Consider the following 17,826-nt stretch of genomic DNA (forward strand, 5'->3'; position numbering starts at 1 on the left):
CGGGCTATTGCGAACGACTCTTTCCCGCGAACAGCTAAACTCATCGCCATGGTCGGCGGTGCGACGGCCGAGAAAGTGCGTGTGGTCGTTGGAGATGACCACCCGCTCTTTCGTGAGGGTGTGGTGCGGGCGCTTTCGTCGAGCGGTTCGGTGAACGTCGTCGGTGAGGCCGACGACGGTGCCACCGCGTTGGAATTGATCAAGGCGCACCTCCCCGACGTCGCGCTGCTGGACTACAAGATGCCCGGCATGGACGGCGCGCAGGTGGCGGCGGCCGTGCAAAGTAACGAATTGCCGACCCGGGTGCTGCTCATTTCTGCCCATGATGAGTCGGCGATCGTCTACCAGGCGCTGCAGCAGGGCGCCGCCGGGTTCGTGCTCAAGGACTCGACCCGCACCGAGATCGTCAAAGCCGTGCTCGATTGTGCCAAGGGTCGCGATGTGGTGGCCCCCTCGCTGGTCGGCGGACTTGCCGGGGAGATCCGGCAGCGTGCGGCGCCGACGGCGCCGGTGCTCAGCGCCCGTGAGCGTGAGGTGCTCAGTCGGATCGCTCGCGGGCAAAGCATCCCGGCGATCGCGGGCGAATTGTATGTGGCTCCGTCGACGGTTAAAACCCATGTGCAGCGCCTTTACGAAAAGCTCGGAGTCAATGATCGCGCCGCGGCCGTCGCCGAGGCAATGCGGCAGGGGCTGCTGAACTAAGGGCGTCATTCCGCGGGGCTCCTTCCACATCCGGGCGCCAGAATCGGCGCGTTCAGCCGCACGCTCCTCCCCCGATCGGCCCCGATTGCGGCGGACACGCCATTCCTGAGCGGGGGACACCGCAAGTCCGATCCGACGGTCGTCCGTCAGACGGGGGACACACAATTCATCCCCTTTGTGACCCGGTCAGCCGACAGACATCGCTGATTCGTCGCGGCAGGGTAGCCCGTGTGGCCCGAAGCGGGCGCAATGCGATGACAGGCGAAAGAAAGAAAGGGCGCCACGATGAACCGTTCGACCGGCCTGAGCCAGTGGACCATGAATGCCGCCAAAGAATTCAGCTACGAAATCGTCGAGACCGCCGATCTGTTTAATCCGCGCAACCCGGAACTGGGCCGGCAACCAGGCGATCACCCCAACGAGGCCACCCGACTGGTTGTGCTCGACGAGGCCGTCGAAGAGCTTTTCGGTGCGCGCATCCGCGCATACTTCTACGCCAATTCGATTGCCACCTCCTACCTCCTGTTGCCCAGCGGGGACGAAAACAAAGTCATCGAAAACGTGCTACGCGTGGCGACGCGGCTCAACGAAATAGGCACACCGCGCTACGGCAGCGCACCCATCGCCATCGGCGGGGGGACGCTGCAGGACATGGTGGGGATGGCGGCCAGCCTGTATCGCCGTGGCATCCCCTACGTGCGGGTACCAACGACACTCCTGGGTCAAATCGACGGCAGCGTGTCAGCCAAGACCGGTGTGAACCATGACGGGTTCCGCAATCGACTGGGCACGTTCGCCCCTCCGCCGCGAACCCTGATCGACCGCGGGTTGCTCGCCACCCTGCCCAGGCGACAGATCAGCAGCGGCCTGGGGGAAGCGCTGAAGATGGCGCTGATCAAGGACGCGCGCCTCTTCGAGATCTTGGAGGCGAATGGCCCCGAGCTGGTGGCCGGGCGGCTGCAGGATGCCGGCTACGACGGTCCCGGCATTGGGCCCGGCCAAGAGGTGATGCGGCGAGCCATCGCCGGAATGGCCGAAGAGCTGCAGAAGAACCTGTGGGAAGAGGATCTCCGGCGAATCGTGGACTACGGCCACACCTTCTCGCCGATCGTCGAAATGCGGGCGCTGCCGGAGCTTTCACACGGCGAGGCCGTGGCGATGTGCTGCATCTTCTGCGCCATCCTGGCCGCCAACCGCGGCCTGCTGAGCCGCTCGGACCTGTCCCGCATCGTCGCGACCGCGATCGGTATGGGCCTCGCACCGTCGCATCCGCTGTTCTGCGACGCGGAGTTGCTCATCGAGGGCTTCGCCGACACGGTCCGCCACCGCGGCGGGCAGCAGCACCTTGCCCTGCTCAACGGCATCGGCCAGACCGTCTTCGTCAACGATCTGACCAACGCCGAGATCACAAACGCCGCAGACGAAATGCGTGTCCTGCTGGACACGTACGAGCCCAGCGCGTCAATGCCCGACCGCTCGGTGGCCTGAGTTCACCGCACAACGAGATAAGGACCTTATCATGGCCGAAATCCACCATGTCGCTCTGCTTGTCGCCGACCTGGACGCCGCGATCGAACGTTGGTCGGCGGCAACGGGATACACCTTCAGCCCGGTCGGCCGCTACTGCACCGACCGATACGTCGACAGCAGCGACCCAAACCCCCATCACCACGACGCGCGCATCGCATTTTCGCAAGAAGGTCCACCGCACATCGAGCTGATGGAATTCACCGGCGACGGAACCCACTCCGCCACCCAGGGTGAAGGATTCCACCATCTCGGATTCATGGATTACCCCGACGTCGAAGGTCGCCTGAAGGAGCTCGACGAACTGGGTTTCGGCCACGATGGGATGGCCATGCAGGACGACGACCGGATCCTCCTGTTCTTCACCGAGAAGGCCGATTTGAACGGCATGCGCCTCGAGTATGTCGCCGAACTGCCGCAACCGATCATCAAAGACGACGGCAGCGACCCCTATCTGGATGACCGCGGCTTTCCCGCCTTGTGGCCGCCAAGCTACCGCTGACCCTCCGCTTCAGAAAAGGAACCACCATGGTGATGACAAGTGCGAATGTGTGGGTAGGGAAGAACCGATTCGAGACGATCGAAATACCGTTGCCGTCACCGCCCGCCGGCGGACTTCTCCTCGAGGTGACGGCCAACGGGATCTGTGGATCCGACCGGCATTTCGTTTCCGGCGATCCGTCGGCGCCGATTGTCCTGGGGCACGAGATCGTCGGCCGCATAACCGCTTTCGGTGCAGGGCATTCGCGGCTTGATGCCGCCGGCGGCCCATTGGCCGACGGCGACACCGTCGCGCTGTTCCCCTGGGTGCCATGCGGGGAGTGCTGGGGCTGTCGCCGCTTCGGTCCTGGCGCGACCACCTGCAGCAATGCCTTCGTATATGGGGTGCCGCCGGAGGCGCTCGGCCTGCAGCCACCGTCGGCGGTCGGCGGCGCCTGCAAACCAACGCTGACCGGCGGGTTCGGCAAACACGTTGCCGTTCAACCCGGTACCTACCTTTGGCGGGTACCCGACCACGTACCGCCACGGGTGGCCTCGCTACTCGACCCGCTGGCCGTCGCGGTCCGTGGGGTCAACCTCGCCAAGACTCCGGCCAACGTGCCGGAGGAAGTGCTGACGTCCGATGCCACCGCCGTCGTCCTGGGCGCCGGCGCGGTCGGGCTGCTGACGGGCCTGGTCTTGCGCCATCTCGGCATCGGCCGAGTGATGATTTCAGGGTCAAGGACCCGCCGGCTCGACGCGGCCCACGACATCGGCATGGACGTGGTGATCGACACCGCCGAACTCGATGTGACCGCTCGCCGCGACGCGGTCTTGCAACTCACGCACGGCCGCGGGGCCGACATCGTGATCGACGCGACGAATAGTCCCGCTGCGCTCGCCGAGGCCCTGGGCATGGTCCGTCGGCTCGGCACCGTGGTGGAAGTCGGGAACATCGTTTCCAGCGGTGCGCGCCTCGACATCGACCCGGCGATAGACATCTGCCAGCGCAATGTTCGTCTCTTCGGCATGAGCTTCAACCCGCCGCGCTCGTACAGCGAAGCGATGGCGATGCTCGACCGGCACCCCGCCATCCCCTTCGAGCGGTTGATCACCCATTCGCACTCATTTGACGACCTCGACGTCGCGTTCCGGGATCTGGCAGGCGATGCGGTCAAGGTCACGCTCACCGCATAGCCCTTTACCCCCAATTGAGTAGGCAGACAACACCATGACAACACTGGCAACCGAACTCCCGGCCCGGCCCGGGCCGCTGAGGTGGCGCCTGCTGCTTGTCGGTGGATCCGCGGGCACCCTCTTCGGCTACTCCATCACCGTCAGCAATGACGCGATCGGACCGATCCGGCAGCAATATTCGCTGTCCGGGTTCGCGGTTGGAACCGTCGTCAGCAGCCTGATCGTCGGGGCGCTGCTCGGTTGCCTGATCGCTGGGCCCTTTGTCGAACGCCACGGTCACCGGCTCGTCCTGGGTGTCGCGGGCCTCGTCGCCGCTGTCGGCTCGGTCATCGCGGCCCTGGCGCCCTGCGCGCCGGTGATCGGGATCGGCCGACTCGTCCTCGGTGCGGCAGTGGGGGCAACCACCGCGGTGGCACCGACCTACATCGGCGAGATATCGCACGTCCGGAATCGAGGCGCGATGATGGCCGGATATCAGTTCTCCATCGCACTTGGCTTCTTGCTGGCCCTCACCGTGGGAGCGTTGCTCAGCCTGGGGAGCCATGAATGGCGAATGATGTTTGCTTTCAATGCAATTCCAGCGCTGGCCCAAGCCATGATGATGGCGAAGGTTCCGTCCAGCCCCTACTCGCTGGTCGCCCGCGGCCGCCCCGACCATGCCCGCGAATCGCTGATCGCGACGCGCCACCCCGACGACGTCGAAGCTGAACTCGACAGCATCGTCGCCTCCCATCAACGGGCGGCCAACGCCACCCCCACCGCGACGTTCAAAAAGCGCTCGCTCCGCATAGAACCCTCGCTGCGTCGGCCCATCATGATCGCGATGGGCGCCGCGATGATGGACACCCTGGTGGGAATCGGCGCGATCGTTTACTACTCCACCGCGGTGTTCTCCATCGCGGGCGTAGGCGGCCGCGCCGGCGCCGAGATGGCCTCCTGGTCCATCGGGGTCGTCAACGTCGTTTCGACGGTGGCCGCGGTGGGACTGCTCAGCCGCTATGGTCGAAGGCCTTTGCTCACAATTGGATTGAGCGGAATTGCCGTCGCGATGCTCATGACCGGCCTCGGCCTGCTGTCGTCATCCGGGTTATCGGGCGCGATCGCGATCGTCGGCATGCTCGCCTTCATGGCCTGTCACGCCTTCTCTGCCGGACCCATCGGGTGGCTATTGGTCGCCGAGGTCCTTCCCACGCGTATCCGGTCCCGCGCCAGCGCGGCAGCGATCGGCGTCAACTGGTTCGCAAACCTAGTGGTGGCTCTGCTTTTTCCCATCCTGGTGGGCAGTCCCGGCGAGCCGCGGCGGGCCGCCCTCGGATTCTTTCTCTTCGCCGCGATCAGCGTTGGGTTCCTGATTTTCGTGCGCGTGTGCGTGCCGGAAACCAAGGGCCTGACCCTTGCCGAGGTGGAAGCGAAGCTGACCGACCACAACACCGAAGCGAGGAATCATGGCGCATCCTCGAACTGACAACGTCCCGAACGGCGCGGCCGAGTTGCGGAACTGGGCCGGCAACGTCGCGTTCCGTCCAGCCCACCTGCACCGGCCCACGTCGATCCCGGAACTGCAGCAGATCGTCGCCTGCGCTTCGCGGGCTCGGGCGCTTGGCAGCGGTCACTCCTTCAACGAGATCGCGTCGACCACGGGCGATCTCATCGCCGTCGACCGGCTGCCCGCGGCGATGGACATCGATCGTGACCGGATGACGGTCCACGTCAGCGCCGGCACCCGATACGGGGAACTCGCGACACACCTGCATCGGAACGGCCTGGCCCTCGGCAACCTTGGCTCCCTGCCACAGATCTCGGTGGCCGGGGCGTGTGCCACCGGCACCCACGGCTCGGGCAACTCCAACGGATCGCTGGCCGCCGCTGTCACATCGGTCACCCTGGTCGACGGGCACGGGGAACTGGTGACCCTGTCTCGCGGGGAGGCCGATTTCGGCGGTGCGACGGTTTCGCTTGGCGCGCTTGGCATCGTGACCAGTCTGTCCCTCGACCTGTGCCCTGCGTTCGACGTCGAGCAATACGTCTACGACGGACTCGGCTGGAGTTCGCTGCTGGCGGACTTCGACCGGATCACCGCCGCCGGCTACAGCGTCAGCATCTTCTCCCACTTCGACGAACCAAACCGGATCTGGCTCAAACGCCGCTGCGGCGATCCCCGTGCGGACCTTGCCGGCGTGGCGGTGCACCCGGCCGACACGCGGCAGCACCCGCTGGCCGGGTTGCCGGCGACCAACTGCACCGAGCAGCTGGGCATCGCCGGGCCGTGGCACCAGCGGCTTCCGCACTTTCGCACCGACTTTCGGCCCGCCACCGGCGATGAGCTCCAGTCCGAATACCTGATGCCCAGGCGGCAGGCCGCCGCGGCGTTGGAATCCCTGCATCGGATCCGTAACCGGTTCGCGGCCGCCCTGCTCATTGCGGAGATCCGCACCGTCGCCGCCGACGACTGCTGGCTGAGCCCCAACCATGGCCGCGACAGCGTGGCCATCCATTTCGCGTGGCGCCCGAACATCTCCATGGTGATGCCCGCCCTCGCCGACATCGAGCAGGCGCTCGCGCCGTTCGACCCTCGCCCGCACTGGGGCAAACTCTTCACGACCGACGCCGAGTCCCTTCGGGCCAGCTATCCGCGATGGACCGACTTCGACTACCTCACAAAGGAACTCGATCCGGCCGGAAAATTCCGCAATGACCTGATCAATAGTTACTTTCCGCGGTGACACCGCACTAACGAAGGAGACATCATGCCGCCGAATCCGCGCCGGGTCCTCATCACCGGTTCCACATCGGGCATCGGGGAAGCCGCAGCGCTGGCGTTCGCTCGCGCGGGCGATACCGTCTACGTCAACGGCAGAGATGCGGAGCGCACGGCACTGGCCGCCAAACGCATCCGCACGGCGGCCGGCGCATCCTCCGGGATTGTTGTGCCCATAGCAGCAGATGTCGCTACCGCCGATGGCGCCGGGACGATCTTCAAAGCCGCCCCCGACCTCGACGTCCTGGTCAACAACGCCGGCATCTACACGGAGAGCGCACCGTTCGAGATCTCCGACGACGAATGGCGCCGACACTTCGAAGTCAACGTGATGAGCGGCGTCCGGCTCACCCGTCATTACGCACCCCGCATGGCCGAGCGCGGCTGGGGCCGCGTGATCTTCATCAGCAGCGAATGCGGGGTCACCACTCCGCCCGAGATGATTCATTACGGGATGACCAAATCGGCGCAACTGGCGGTCTCAAAGGGATTCGCGATCGCGGTGGCCGGCACCGGGGTCACCGTGAACTGCGTCCTGCCGGGCCCCACGCGCACGCCGGGCGCCGAGGACTTCGTCGCCAAGCTCTACGGCGGCATCTCATTCGAGGAAGCCGAGCAACGCTACTTCGCGGCGGTACGCCCGACGTCCTTGATCCAACGATTTTGCCTCCCCGGCGAAGTCGCGAATCTCATCTTTTACGTGGCCTCGGAAGGTGCCTCGGCTACCACGGGCGCCGCGCTACGTGTGGACGGCGGAGTCATTTCCGCAATCATTCCCTAACCACCACCGCTGTCACTTAGAACTGTTGGGAGACAAAATGAATGCAGATGCGTCGTACCGGACCGATGTCCTGATCGTCGGATCCGGTCCAGTGGGGTCGACATTTGCCCGCAAAGCCGTCGACGGCGGATTGAACGTCATCATGATCGACGCGGGCGCCCAGCTCTCGGCCCGTCCCGGTCAGAACCTGAAGAACGCCTACATCTATCAGCACAACCCGGACCTGTTCGAGGCCGTCATCCGCAGTCATCTGCATTTGCTCTCGGTCCCGCCAAGCGCCCGGGCAGAGCTCGCGGTCGACCCGCTGGCATACGCAGAATTGGCTGCCAAACCCAGCAATGCCCGCAATGCAGAGAATCCTGCCCAGGATCCGTACCGCAATATCCCGGCGGCGGCGGCCTGCTACGCCGTGGGCGGAATGTCGACGCATTGGACCTGCGCGTGCCCGCGGCACCACCCGACGATGGAGCGCTACAACGGGATCTCGGCCCAAGACTGGGAGCATTACTATGCGGAAGGCGAGCGGCTCCTCGGAGTTCGGCAAGGGGTCTTCGACCACTCGATTAGGCAGACAGTCCTCATCGACGCGCTGCGCAAAGAATTCGGCGACCTTCCGACCGGGTATGAAGTGCAAGACCTTCCCCTCGCGGTAAAGCCTCTTCCCAACAATCCCGGAATGGTGCGGTGGACGGGCGCCGACACCATTCTCGGCGACCTGGCAGACCGCAGCGGCAACGACGACCGATTCTCGCTCCTGCCGCAGCACCTGTGCAGGCGTTTGGTTCGGGACGCTGACGGTTCCCGGATCCTGTACGCCGAGGTACAAGACCTCCTCGAAATGCGGACGGTGCGCATCTACGCCGACCAGTTCGTCGTCGCCTGCGGAGCCGTCCTGACCCCACAACTGTTGTGGGCGTCGGAAATTCGCCCCCATCCCTTGGGTCGCTATCTCACCGAACACCCCACGGCATTCTGTCAGGTGATCCTGCTGCGAGACCTCGTGGATCAGATCGATCGTGACGAAAGGTTCGCCGAGACCGTGCGGGCCCACCGGCGGCGCTATCCTGATGACACACTTCCGATACCGCCCAGGGACCCGGCACCCAACATCTGGATACCCGTCACGGAGGGTAGACCGTGGCACGCCCAAATCAACCGCGACGCATTTCATTACGCGGACCTGGTGCCGCACGTTGACACCAGACTGATCATGGACCTGCGTTGGTTCGGGAGCGTCGATCCGCGTCCCGACAACCGGGTATGGTTCTCCGATCGGTACAGCGACGTGCACGGAATGCCGCAACCGACATTCGATTTCACGTACAGCTCGGCCGACGCCGAGCGGCTGCACTTGATGATGGCCGAAATGTTTCGAGCCGCAATGGCCATCGGTGGGTTCCTGCCGGGGTCCGAACCCAGCTTTCCGACGCCGGGGCTGCCGCTGCACATCTCTGGCACGGTGCGGATGGGCCGCGATCCGGACAGCAGTGTCGTCGACACCAACTCACAGGTGTGGGGTTTCGAGAACCTTTATCTTGGCGGCAACGGTCTGCTGCCGACCGGCACCGCGGCCAATCCGACGCTGACCAGCGTGACGATGGCTCTGAAAGCCGCCGACCACATGGTCAAAAGCACTGGTCTGCATGCTTATTCGTCAAGCTGCGCCGCTTACCCCGACATGGGGATCGTGAGCTGCTGACCCACCCCGCGCGAAGCCGTCCTGAGGGTGTCCGTCGCAACCTTGAGCCCGGTCGGGACATCCAGCTCGTCGTCCTCGTGCTCGATGTTGACCGCGATCGACGGATTGACGCCGTGCAAAGCGGCGAGAAATGAGTTCCAGTACTCGGCATCGTGACCCCGCCCGACGGCGACAAACTGCCACGAGGGATCCGACGGCGATCGATTGAGGACGTATCGTCCGCCAAGGCTGATCGCAGACGGGTCGTCAGCGGCCGGGGTCACGTAGCGGTCATCGAGTATTCCGTTCAACCGGCAGTTGACCTCGTTGATGCGCGTGTCCTTCGCCGCAGCGTTGAAGACCCGGTCTCCGAGGTACTTGATCGCCTCGACCGGTTCAATTCCCTGCCAGAACAGGTGGCTTGGATCCATCTCCGCACCGATGTGTTCGCCGTCGGTGCGTTCGATCAGTCGCATCAATGTGGCCGGGTTGTAGACCACGTTGTGCGGGTGCATCTCGATGCAGACTCGCACGTCCGCGTCGCGGGCGCGCCGTTCGATGTCCCGCCAGAATGGAATCGCGACCTCATCCCACTGATAGCGCAGCACATCCGTTGCCGCACTGTGCCACGGCTGGGGCATCCAGGTCGGAGCCGTGCAGCCCGCGTGTGCGCCGGGCAGGCCGGACATCGTCACCACATTTCGCACTCCCAGCAACCCGGCCAGTTCGATTGCCTGCCAAAGGTCCCGGACATAGACGCCGCGTACCTCGGGGTCGGGGTGCAGCGGATTGCAGTTCACGTTCAGGGCCGTGAGCGTGATGGCCCTGTCCGAAATCTGTGCCAGGTACTCGCGGCGGGCCCGGGAACTCGCGAGCAGTCCATCAACCGGCAGGTGCGGTGCGGTCAGGAAGCCGCCGGCGTTCACCTCGATACTGTCGAGTCCCAACTCGCCCAGGACGTCGAGGCACTCCGCCAGAGTCTTGTCCGGAAGGCATGCCGTGTAGATACCAAGCTTCATTTCATGCGCCTTTCTGACGTCGAAATCGGGTTGACGGATCTGACCGTAGAGACATACGGCGTCGCGGTGTTCCGCCGATCAGGCGGAAAATTGACGAAAGGCCGTTCCCCCGATTGGGGGACATCGCCGCATCGCGCTAACTGAATAGCGTTATGCCGCAAGGTCGACCGTGGGGCTAGCCGATCAAATCGGGGAGCACTCGGAGCGGCGTGATCCCGTCTTGGCCAGAATTGGCCCCGCCTTCGGCGCGCCCGGTCGACGCCGCCATGGGCAGCCCGCCGAACAGGCCTGGAGTATTGGCACCGGCCGCCGGGCCGGCATTCATCACCGCGCCGGGCAACGCCGCGACCTGCTCCGGGCTGAGCGTCGGGAGCGCCGTGCCCCACGCCCGCGGCATGGACAACACCCCGACCGACTCCGCCTCACTCAAACCTGCCGACACCGCACCCGTCAGCCCGACCGACCCTGCCGTCCCCGTGGCCGCCGAACCCAACGACGTCACCGCCTGGGTGCCGACCTGGGCGGCCGTCGGGACCAGACCTTTGACGGCCGACACAAACGACACCATCAATCCGCCCGCGGACGTGGCGACAAAGAACGGCGTACCAAAGATATTCATCACCGTCGCGACATCCTGCACCCACTGCGGGAGCTGCGGTGGGGCGCCAGCGAAGCCGGCCAACAGCGAGGGCGCCGTGCAAGTCAATTGTGAAAGCACGTCGGCGGTGTCGGTGGCGACCGAGGAGGCGCCCGCTTGGGTGACCGCGGCCGCCTGGCCGGCCAACCCGGCCGGGTTGGCGATCTGCGGCGGCGGGGCGAAGGGGGTCAACGTGGTCGCCGCCGCCGATGCGGCGGCATAGCCGTACATCGCGGCGGCATCCTGGGCCCACATTTCGCCGTATAGGGCCTCGGTGGCCGCGATCGCCGGGGTGTTTTGGCCCAGGAGGTTGCTGGCGATCAAGGCCATCAGCTGCGCACGGTTAGCCGCGACCAGCACCGGGGGCACAGTCATCGCACGCGCCACTTCGTAGGCGGCCGCCGCCGCTTTTGCCTGAGCCGCGGCCCGTTCGGCCCCGGCGGCCGTCTCCTGCAGCCACGCCAAATACGGCGCGGTAGCGGCGGCCATCATCGTCGCCGACGCACCCAGCCACGGCCCGCTGACGAGCCCAGTGATCACCGATTGGCAGCACATCGCCGTAGAGCTCAATTCGGCGGCAAGTATGTCCCAGGCCGCGGCGGCAGCCAGCATCGACCCCGCGCCCGGCCCGGCATACATGCGCCCCGAATTGATCTCCGGCGGCAACGCCCCGTACAACATCGCGCACTCCCGCTCACCCGGCCGCGATCCCGTTGGCCGCCTCGGTCGCCGCGTAGGAATTGCCGCCAGCCTGAAGCGTCGACACAAACATTTCGTGAATCGCTGCGGCCTGGGCGCCGGTCGCCTGATACCGCGTGGCGTGAGCAAGGAACTGGGGCGCGGTCGGCGTTGCGACCTCGTCGGCGGCCGCCGAGATCAGCACGTGTGGATCGCTGGTGACGAATGACATGGGTAAAACAGTGCCGCCACGACGCGTAGATGTCTGTCGGCCGAGTGGTCATGGCCCGGATGAATCCAATGTCCCCCGATCGACGGATGACTTGTGCCGCGCGGCCGCCAGTAGACTGCAAAAAAAGGTATCCGCCATGTCACTCCTGTGGGACCAGCACACCTGCCTGCCGCTGCAGACCGATGCCGACGTCGACCCGCTGACCCGGTACCGGCGAGGCGGGGGCGCGTTCCTGTCGGTCAACGCAGGGTATGCGCCGCACACCTTCGACGACGCGATGGCGTTGCTGCGGCACTTCCGCGCCGCCGTCGATGCCCATCCGGACCTGGAGCTGGCGGCCAATCTTGCTGAGGTCGAAGCGATCAGCCGCGCCGGTCGGATCGCCGTCGCGTTCGACCTGGAAGATTCCGCTCCGCTCGATGGTCAGCTCGACAACCTGGCGACGTTGATGAATCTCGGTGTGCGAACGCTGCTGCCGACCTACAACCATGCCAACCGCGCCGGCAGTGGCTGCCTGGACGCCACGGATGGCGGCCTGACCGCGTGGGGCCGTTCACTCGTCGCCGAGATGAACACCGTCGGCGTCGTTCCGGACGGATCCCACTGCAGTGCCCGCACCGGCCTGGACATGTGCGAGGTATCCAGCGGCCCAGTCATTTACAGCCACTCGTGCATGCGCGCGATCTGGGATCACCCGCGCAACATCACCGACGACCAGGCCCGGGCCTGCGCTTCCACCGGCGGCGTCATCGGGATCACCGGCGTCGGCATTTTCCTGGGCCCCAACACGCCAACGCTCGAGGCGATGACGCGACACCTCGAGTACGCGGTCGAGCTCGTCGGCATCGACCATGTCGGCCTCAGCACCGACTTCTCTTTCGATTTCGCCGATTTCGTCGACGAGGTGGTGCGCAATCCGCACCTGTTCGACGACAGCTACACCCGCTGGGGACCGATCCAATGGATGCCGCCCGAGGTCTTTCTTGAGCTCGGCGACCACCTACGTGGGCGCGGATGGCGCATTCCCGACATCGACGCCGTCCTTGGCGGGAACTTCTACCGAGTTGCCCAGCAGGTCTGGCGGGCCTAACCGGCCGCGAGTTTGCGGTCAAGGGCGACAGTCAGCAGTCGCGTGACGAGCGGGTGGGGCTCCTCGACGGTTGAGCGATCCTGCGGAACAAACAGGGTGGCGATGTAGTACGGATGGGCTCGCAGCTCGAGGACGCGAGCCTCGCCGTCGTCGTCGACGCCGGTCACGCATAACCCTGCTTCCTCCAGCGCTCCTCGGTAAATCGAGTTGAGTCCGAAGTTGCAGTAATACCTTTCGTGGATCCGGTCCTTTCCATAACACTGCGCGACCATCGAGCCCTGCTTGAGGTTCACCGGCATGGTTTGCCCGGCCAGAGAACACACCAGCGATGAGATGAACAGCCGCGAAGCGTACGGGTCGTATTCGGCGTGCTGTGCGTCATCGAAGCCGAGCACGTTGCGGGCGTATTCCAAAATGATGTGCTGGCATCCGCCACACGTGCCCAGGGTGGGCACGCCGTTTTCGCGTCCGAACCGAAGCGCGGCAAGCGCTCCTTGCAGGCTGCGATACGGGCTGCGCGGAGCACACCACAGCGCATCCGCGGTCCAGACCGCCCCGAGGTCCGTCTCCAACGATTCGGTGGCTACCCACGTCACTGACGCCGCCAGCCCAAGTCGCCGCGCCGAATGGCCTATCGCATCATTGGTGGCGACATGGGGCGCATATGAGTCGTCGAAATCACCTATGACGGCGATGCCTAACGGATCCGTCATCCGCTGACCCATTTCCTTTGTGGACGTCCCCAACGTCGCAGCATACCGTGATCGAACTGGCTTGCTTCAACGAAATTTGTGAGGGTCTGGCGGAGTAGCTCCAGCTCGGTCATCCTGAATCGATGGGTGCGTATGACCGGATCGGCGTTGGATATACCGCGACGCGCCGAGCCGACCCGCGGATCGCCTCCCAGATTCACGCCGCGCTCTACCCAATGGCCAGCGTGGTTGACGTCGGCGCCGGCACGGGTTCCTACGAACCGGCCCAGACCGTCGTCGCTGTAGAGCCCAGCACGGTGATGATCGCCCAGCGGCCACCCGGGTCGGCGCCATGTATACAGGCCCTCGCCGAGGCTTTACCGTTGCGCGACAACTGCGTTGACGCCGCGATGGCAATCTTGACCGTGCAGCACTGGAGCGATGTGACCGCCGGGCTCGACCAATTGCGTCGGGTCACGCGCTACCGGACAGTGATCTTAACTTGGGATCAATCGGTAACCCGCGACTTCTGGCTGCTGCGTGAATACCTGCCCGTGGCCATGCGAATCAGCGACGAGCTATCTGTGCCGGTCGAGCGGCTTGTGGAACTGTTGGGGGGCGCCCACGTACAGACGGTCCCGGTGCCGCACGACTGTACGGACGGGTTCGGCGCCGCATACTGGCGGCGCCCCGAGGCCTACCTCGACCCCTCCGTCCGCGCGGGCATGTCGATGCTGGCTTATGCAGACGAATCCGACCTCGCCGACGGCTTGACCCGGCTCGCGGCCGACCTGCGCTCTGGGCGATGGCAACGCCGGCATGCTGACCTGCTCGAACGACAGCAGCTTGACGCCGGCTACCGCCTACTCATCAGCGATCATTCAGACGCCTAGCCGAAAGCGCTTGTGATGGCGGCCATGTCGAAGTAGTCGCGCCACGCGACGATCCGGTCGTCCTGCACCTCGAACACTCCCATCACCGGCAACGGGAACGTCCCGCCGTCCTTGCGGCGCATTACGTCGGTTCGTTCGTTCATGACCAGGGTGCCGTCACTGACCTGTCGGTGGACGTTGAAGTCGATGCCGTCGAAGGCGGCGAGGAACCCCGCGATGAATTCCTTTATCGCCTCGCGACCCCGCACCGGATCCATCGGGATGTTGTGGTAGACGGCGTCTTCGGTGAAATAGCCCGCTGGCTCGTCCGGATCGGGGGATGCCCAGCGTTTGCAGAATTCGGTTACCAGCTCATCGGCGGAACGTGTCATGTTTTCATGCAACACACTGAGATGCGGCAAGGCAAGGGGCGAGGTGATTACTCCCCTTGTTCCGCCGGGGACGAAAGCAGCTTCTCGGCGGCCGTGTACGGATCGTCGTGACCGTCGACCACCGCCTCCGCGAGCCGGTCGAGACCCGGCTGGGTCCGCAGCCGGGTTTGGGCCATCGACAGGATCTGCGCTCGGGCCCGCGCCAACCGGCGCTGCCGGCTGTCGGTTCGGTGATGGTCTTCGATGGCGGAAACCAGATCGGCGATGCCCTCGCCGCGGGCGGCGATGAGGCTGACGATCGGGGCTTTGGTCTCGGCGCGCAGATCCCGCACGGTCTGTTCGGCGCCCTCCCGGTCGGCCTTGTTCACCGCGACGATGTCGGCGACCTCGAGCACGCCCGCCTTGGCCGCCTGCACCGCGTCCCCCGCGCCCGGATTGAGGATGACGACGGTCGGGTCGGCGACGGCGGCGATTTCGATCTCCGACTGGCCCACTCCCACCGTCTCCAGCAGCACCACGTCATATCCGATGGCGCCCAGCAGCCGGATGGCCGCGGGAACCGCGGCGGCCAGCCCCCCGATGTGACCGCGGGTCGCCACCGAACGGATCAGGACGTCGGAGTCGTTGATATGCGCCGTCATTCGGATCCGGTCGCCCAGCAGCGCCCCGCCGCTGAACGGCGACGATGGGTCCACGGCCAGCACGGCCACCCGGCTCCCGCGTTCGCGGTAGGCGCCGACCAGGGCACCGACCGTCGTCGACTTGCCCGCGCCCGGCGGCCCGGTGATGCCGATGACGCGGACGTCGACGGCGGCTGCCGGCCCGATGCTCGCCAGCACCTCGTCCCGCCGGTCGCCTTCGACAAGGCTGAGCAGCCGACCCGCCGCGCGCGGAGATCCGTTGCGAGCTCCCGCAATCAGGTCGGCGATCGTCATGTGCGCATTATGGCGCAGCGACCTCGATGACCGTCGCGGAACCCATTCCGCCGCCCGCGCACATGGCCGCCACCGCTATTCCGCCACCGCGGCGGCGCAATTCGTGCACCAGTGTGACCAGCATCCGGGCCCCGGTCGCCCCAACCGGGTGCCCCAGCGAGCAGCCGCTACCGTTGACGTTGACCTTCTCGGGGTCCAGATCGAGCAGCTTGATGGTGGCCACGCACATCGCCGCGAACGCCTCGTTGATTTCGAACAGGTCCACATCCGAGATCGAAAGCCCCGCCCGTGCAAGCGCTTTCGGTATGGCTTCGACGGGCGCCAAACCGGTGATGGCCGGATCGACGCCAACGGACGCCCAGGACCGCACGGTGGCCAGCGCGGGCAGGCCGAGGGTGTCGCTCGCGACGGTCAGTACGGCCGCTCCATCGTTGGCACCGCACGCGTTACCCGCGGTGATCGAGAAGCCCTCGATCTCCGGATGCAGCGGCTTGAGCGCGGCCAGCTTCTCCATGGTGGTGTCGCGGCGCGGGTGCTCGTCGACCGAGAACAGCCCGTGTGGCGTCTCGATCGGGACGACCTCTTCCTTGAAGCGGCCCTCGTCGATCGCGGCGATGGCGTTGCGGTGCGACCGCAGCGCCCACGCGTCCATCTCCTCGCGACTCACGCCCGCCTTGACCGCGGCGTTCCAGCCGACGGTGATCGACATGTCCATGTTCGGTGCGTCGGGCCGGTCCGGGTGGGTCGGCGGGAACCAGTCGACCCATTCCCCGTCGACCTGCATCCGCGACCGCGGGGAGGTCGACGCCGAGTTCACGCCGCCGGCGATGACGAGCTGATCCATCCCGGCCCGCACGCTGGCCGCCGCGCTCTGCACCGCCGCCTGGCCGGCCGCGCAGTGCCGGTTGTTGGCCAGGCCCGGCACGTGCGGCAGGCCCGCCGTGACGGCCGCGTGGCGGGCGACGACTCCCCCGCCGTAGAGGCCCTCGCCCAGGATCACGTCGTCCACCAGAGCGGGGTCGAGATCCCGGGCCGCCTCGCTGACCACGTGGTGGGCGAGGTCGAAGGCGCTGGTGTCGCGCAGCGTCCCCTTGCGAGCGGTGCCGATGGGGGTGCGCAGGGCGGACACGATGACTGCTTCGGGCACGGGTTTTCTCCAGTTCGGCGAGCGCAATGCGGACGGAAGCCATCCGCACATTCATGAGAACCCTATTCTCTCATTCCGAGAGCGCCAGTTGCAACAAGGCGCCGTCAGCCGGTGCGGTCGGACCACCCCGGCGGCAGGTTTTCGGGTGCGGTGTCGATCACCGTCTCGTCGTCGGTCCCCACGTACTCGAACAGGGTGATGTAGGCGAATTCGGGGACTTCGTAGATCGGGTAGGTCGGGCCCTCATCCCGGTAGTCGCGCATCTCGTCGAGATGTTCGTTCTGGAAGCAGACGGTGCGCTCGCCGTGCATGCGTACCCATTGCGGGAAGAAGATCACGCCGTGGATGCGGCGCTTGGCGGGCAGCACGTTGACGGCCACGCAGGTGCCGGTGGGTTCTGTCCAGGACACTTTGAAGCTGTCGTCGTCCAGTTGGACGAGGTTCACCTGTTGTCCTTTGACCCAGCGGCCACCCACATGTCCGGAATGGATGCGGTAGTCGATGGTGGTGGCGTTCTTGACGTACATCTCGTACTGCCAGCCGTTGGCATAGGTGTAGATGAAGCGGTGTCCGACGATTCCCGAAAGATCTTGCGGCGGAACCGGGTTAGCGACGCTGGTCATTCTCGTTCCTCTTGCGCGGTGGGCTGAACGATAAAGCTGCCTCGTTGGCGATCCTGCCAGAGCGCTTGACGCATATACCCCCATGGGTATTTTCTGGAAGAGCGTATTGAACGTTGGGAGGCGACGCAATGACGATGTGGGACGGCGGAGGCGGTTGGGGTTGGTGCGACACATTCGCGCACCTTCCGTGGGCGGCGACATTGTGGGCCGTCGCCCTCGCCGGTGTCGCCCTTGCGATCGGCGTTGCGATCGGTCAGCGCAGTGATCCGGCAGGAATCGGCGCTCAGCCCAAAGGTGCGGTGGCACCGCGCATTTCCCGAGACGAAACGGACCACGACGAATTCTGGCACCGGCTGATGTAGCTGGGCGAAGCCACCGCGCGTCGC

At 65.6% G+C, this 17,826-nt stretch carries 18 protein-coding genes and 1 pseudogene; 11 read left to right on the forward strand and 8 right to left on the reverse strand.

The genetic code is table 11. The features are described 5' to 3' along the window. Positions 1-48 precede the first annotated feature (48 nt). The 8 genes from AC5Y4S_RS25930 (at position 49) to AC5Y4S_RS25965 (ending at position 9,144) form a co-directional block, all read left to right on the forward strand. Positions 49-702, forward strand: coding sequence for a response regulator (locus AC5Y4S_RS25930; protein ID WP_500035434.1), 654 nt, complete (start codon positions 49-51; stop codon positions 700-702). A 285-nt stretch (positions 703-987) separates the two neighbouring features. After that, complete coding sequence (locus AC5Y4S_RS25935) at positions 988-2,190, forward strand: sedoheptulose 7-phosphate cyclase (RefSeq protein ID WP_500035435.1); 1,203 nt, start codon at positions 988-990, stop codon at positions 2,188-2,190. A 31-nt stretch (positions 2,191-2,221) separates the two neighbouring features. Next, a complete protein-coding gene (locus tag AC5Y4S_RS25940; RefSeq protein WP_500035436.1) occupies positions 2,222-2,731 on the forward strand; it encodes a VOC family protein in 510 nt (169 codons plus the stop codon). A 32-nt stretch (positions 2,732-2,763) separates the two neighbouring features. Next, positions 2,764-3,906, forward strand: a complete 1,143-nt coding sequence (locus AC5Y4S_RS25945) for a zinc-dependent alcohol dehydrogenase (protein WP_500035437.1) — start codon at positions 2,764-2,766, stop codon at positions 3,904-3,906. Positions 3,907-3,940: 34 nt separating this feature from the next. Beyond that, positions 3,941-5,371: a sugar porter family MFS transporter gene (locus tag AC5Y4S_RS25950; protein WP_500035438.1), complete on the forward strand. Its 1,431-nt coding sequence runs from the start codon at positions 3,941-3,943 to the stop codon at positions 5,369-5,371. Continuing rightward, the gene (locus AC5Y4S_RS25955) at positions 5,352-6,629 is read left to right on the forward strand and encodes an FAD-binding protein (RefSeq protein WP_500035439.1); all 1,278 of its coding nucleotides are present in this window, start codon (positions 5,352-5,354) and stop codon (positions 6,627-6,629) included. Before AC5Y4S_RS25950 ends, AC5Y4S_RS25955 begins: the two co-directional genes overlap by 20 nt. A gap of 24 nt (positions 6,630-6,653) precedes the next feature. Next, on the forward strand, positions 6,654-7,445 hold the full coding sequence (locus tag AC5Y4S_RS25960; protein ID WP_500035440.1) for an SDR family NAD(P)-dependent oxidoreductase: 792 nt from the start codon (positions 6,654-6,656) through the stop codon (positions 7,443-7,445). Between the two features lie 37 nt (positions 7,446-7,482). Next, positions 7,483-9,144 (forward strand): pyranose oxidase, encoded by a 1,662-nt coding sequence (locus tag AC5Y4S_RS25965; RefSeq protein ID WP_500035473.1) that lies wholly within the window; start codon positions 7,483-7,485, stop codon positions 9,142-9,144. Here AC5Y4S_RS25965 and AC5Y4S_RS25970 read toward each other — a convergent pair. From AC5Y4S_RS25970 to AC5Y4S_RS25980, 3 genes and pseudogenes are all read right to left on the reverse strand, one after another. Next, positions 9,114-10,142, reverse strand: a complete 1,029-nt coding sequence (locus tag AC5Y4S_RS25970) for a sugar phosphate isomerase/epimerase family protein (protein ID WP_500035441.1) — start codon at positions 10,140-10,142, stop codon at positions 9,114-9,116. The genes AC5Y4S_RS25965 and AC5Y4S_RS25970 overlap by 31 nt on opposite strands. A gap of 175 nt (positions 10,143-10,317) precedes the next feature. Continuing rightward, entirely contained in the window at positions 10,318-11,460 is a 1,143-nt protein-coding gene (locus AC5Y4S_RS25975) for a PPE family protein (protein ID WP_500035442.1), read from the reverse strand. A gap of 13 nt (positions 11,461-11,473) precedes the next feature. Beyond that, a pseudogene (locus AC5Y4S_RS25980) lies at positions 11,474-11,659 on the reverse strand (PE family protein); the annotation flags it as partial. Between the two features lie 166 nt (positions 11,660-11,825). Between AC5Y4S_RS25980 and AC5Y4S_RS25985 the strand changes: the two are divergent. Next, entirely contained in the window at positions 11,826-12,779 is a 954-nt protein-coding gene (locus AC5Y4S_RS25985; RefSeq protein WP_500035443.1) for a dipeptidase, read from the forward strand. Here AC5Y4S_RS25985 and AC5Y4S_RS25990 read toward each other — a convergent pair. Continuing rightward, entirely contained in the window at positions 12,776-13,492 is a 717-nt protein-coding gene (locus tag AC5Y4S_RS25990; RefSeq protein ID WP_500035444.1) for a CTP synthase C-terminal region-related (seleno)protein, read from the reverse strand. The two genes, AC5Y4S_RS25985 and AC5Y4S_RS25990, sit on opposite strands and share 4 nt — an antisense overlap. Before the next feature lie 122 nt (positions 13,493-13,614). Between AC5Y4S_RS25990 and AC5Y4S_RS25995 the strand changes: the two genes are divergently transcribed. Continuing rightward, positions 13,615-14,364, forward strand: a complete 750-nt coding sequence (locus AC5Y4S_RS25995; RefSeq protein WP_500035445.1) for a class I SAM-dependent methyltransferase — start codon at positions 13,615-13,617, stop codon at positions 14,362-14,364. Here AC5Y4S_RS25995 and AC5Y4S_RS26000 read toward each other — a convergent pair. From AC5Y4S_RS26000 to AC5Y4S_RS26015, 4 genes are all read right to left on the reverse strand, one after another. Next, on the reverse strand, positions 14,361-14,735 hold the full coding sequence (locus tag AC5Y4S_RS26000; RefSeq protein ID WP_500035446.1) for a nuclear transport factor 2 family protein: 375 nt from the start codon (positions 14,733-14,735) through the stop codon (positions 14,361-14,363). The genes AC5Y4S_RS25995 and AC5Y4S_RS26000 overlap by 4 nt on opposite strands. Positions 14,736-14,782: 47 nt before the next feature. After that, positions 14,783-15,670 carry a methylmalonyl Co-A mutase-associated GTPase MeaB gene (gene meaB / locus AC5Y4S_RS26005; protein WP_500035447.1) on the reverse strand — a complete coding sequence of 296 codons (888 nt, stop codon included), beginning with the start codon at positions 15,668-15,670 and terminating at the stop codon, positions 14,783-14,785. Between the two features lie 7 nt (positions 15,671-15,677). Next, entirely contained in the window at positions 15,678-16,817 is a 1,140-nt protein-coding gene (locus tag AC5Y4S_RS26010) for a thiolase family protein (protein ID WP_500035448.1), read from the reverse strand. 104 nt (positions 16,818-16,921) lie between these two features. After that, positions 16,922-17,440, reverse strand: a complete 519-nt coding sequence (locus tag AC5Y4S_RS26015; RefSeq protein ID WP_500035449.1) for a phenolic acid decarboxylase — start codon at positions 17,438-17,440, stop codon at positions 16,922-16,924. A gap of 128 nt (positions 17,441-17,568) precedes the next feature. Between AC5Y4S_RS26015 and AC5Y4S_RS26020 the strand changes: the two genes are divergently transcribed. After that, positions 17,569-17,802, forward strand: a complete 234-nt coding sequence (locus AC5Y4S_RS26020) for a hypothetical protein (protein ID WP_500035450.1) — start codon at positions 17,569-17,571, stop codon at positions 17,800-17,802. The last annotated feature ends 24 nt before the right edge of the window (positions 17,803-17,826 follow it).

The sequence above is a fragment of the Mycobacterium sp. NGS64 genome, assembly GCF_059812245.1.

Coding starts and splice junctions, on each gene's coding strand:
- AC5Y4S_RS25970 (WP_500035441.1), bottom strand. CDS start 10,142: ATGAAGCTTGGTATCTACACGGCATGCCTTCCGGACAAGACTCTGGCG.
- AC5Y4S_RS25995 (WP_500035445.1), top strand. CDS start 13,615: ATGGGTGCGTATGACCGGATCGGCGTTGGATATACCGCGACGCGCCGA.
- AC5Y4S_RS25975 (WP_500035442.1), bottom strand. CDS start 11,460: ATGTTGTACGGGGCGTTGCCGCCGGAGATCAATTCGGGGCGCATGTAT.
- AC5Y4S_RS25990 (WP_500035444.1), bottom strand. CDS start 13,492: ATGACGGATCCGTTAGGCATCGCCGTCATAGGTGATTTCGACGACTCA.
- AC5Y4S_RS25930 (WP_500035434.1), top strand. CDS start 49: ATGGTCGGCGGTGCGACGGCCGAGAAAGTGCGTGTGGTCGTTGGAGAT.
- AC5Y4S_RS25950 (WP_500035438.1), top strand. CDS start 3,941: ATGACAACACTGGCAACCGAACTCCCGGCCCGGCCCGGGCCGCTGAGG.
- AC5Y4S_RS25935 (WP_500035435.1), top strand. CDS start 988: ATGAACCGTTCGACCGGCCTGAGCCAGTGGACCATGAATGCCGCCAAA.
- AC5Y4S_RS26015 (WP_500035449.1), bottom strand. CDS start 17,440: ATGACCAGCGTCGCTAACCCGGTTCCGCCGCAAGATCTTTCGGGAATC.
- AC5Y4S_RS25940 (WP_500035436.1), top strand. CDS start 2,222: ATGGCCGAAATCCACCATGTCGCTCTGCTTGTCGCCGACCTGGACGCC.
- AC5Y4S_RS25955 (WP_500035439.1), top strand. CDS start 5,352: ATGGCGCATCCTCGAACTGACAACGTCCCGAACGGCGCGGCCGAGTTG.
- AC5Y4S_RS25945 (WP_500035437.1), top strand. CDS start 2,764: ATGACAAGTGCGAATGTGTGGGTAGGGAAGAACCGATTCGAGACGATC.
- AC5Y4S_RS25985 (WP_500035443.1), top strand. CDS start 11,826: ATGTCACTCCTGTGGGACCAGCACACCTGCCTGCCGCTGCAGACCGAT.
- AC5Y4S_RS25960 (WP_500035440.1), top strand. CDS start 6,654: ATGCCGCCGAATCCGCGCCGGGTCCTCATCACCGGTTCCACATCGGGC.
- meaB (WP_500035447.1), bottom strand. CDS start 15,670: ATGACGATCGCCGACCTGATTGCGGGAGCTCGCAACGGATCTCCGCGC.
- AC5Y4S_RS26000 (WP_500035446.1), bottom strand. CDS start 14,735: ATGACACGTTCCGCCGATGAGCTGGTAACCGAATTCTGCAAACGCTGG.
- AC5Y4S_RS26020 (WP_500035450.1), top strand. CDS start 17,569: ATGACGATGTGGGACGGCGGAGGCGGTTGGGGTTGGTGCGACACATTC.
- AC5Y4S_RS25965 (WP_500035473.1), top strand. CDS start 7,483: ATGAATGCAGATGCGTCGTACCGGACCGATGTCCTGATCGTCGGATCC.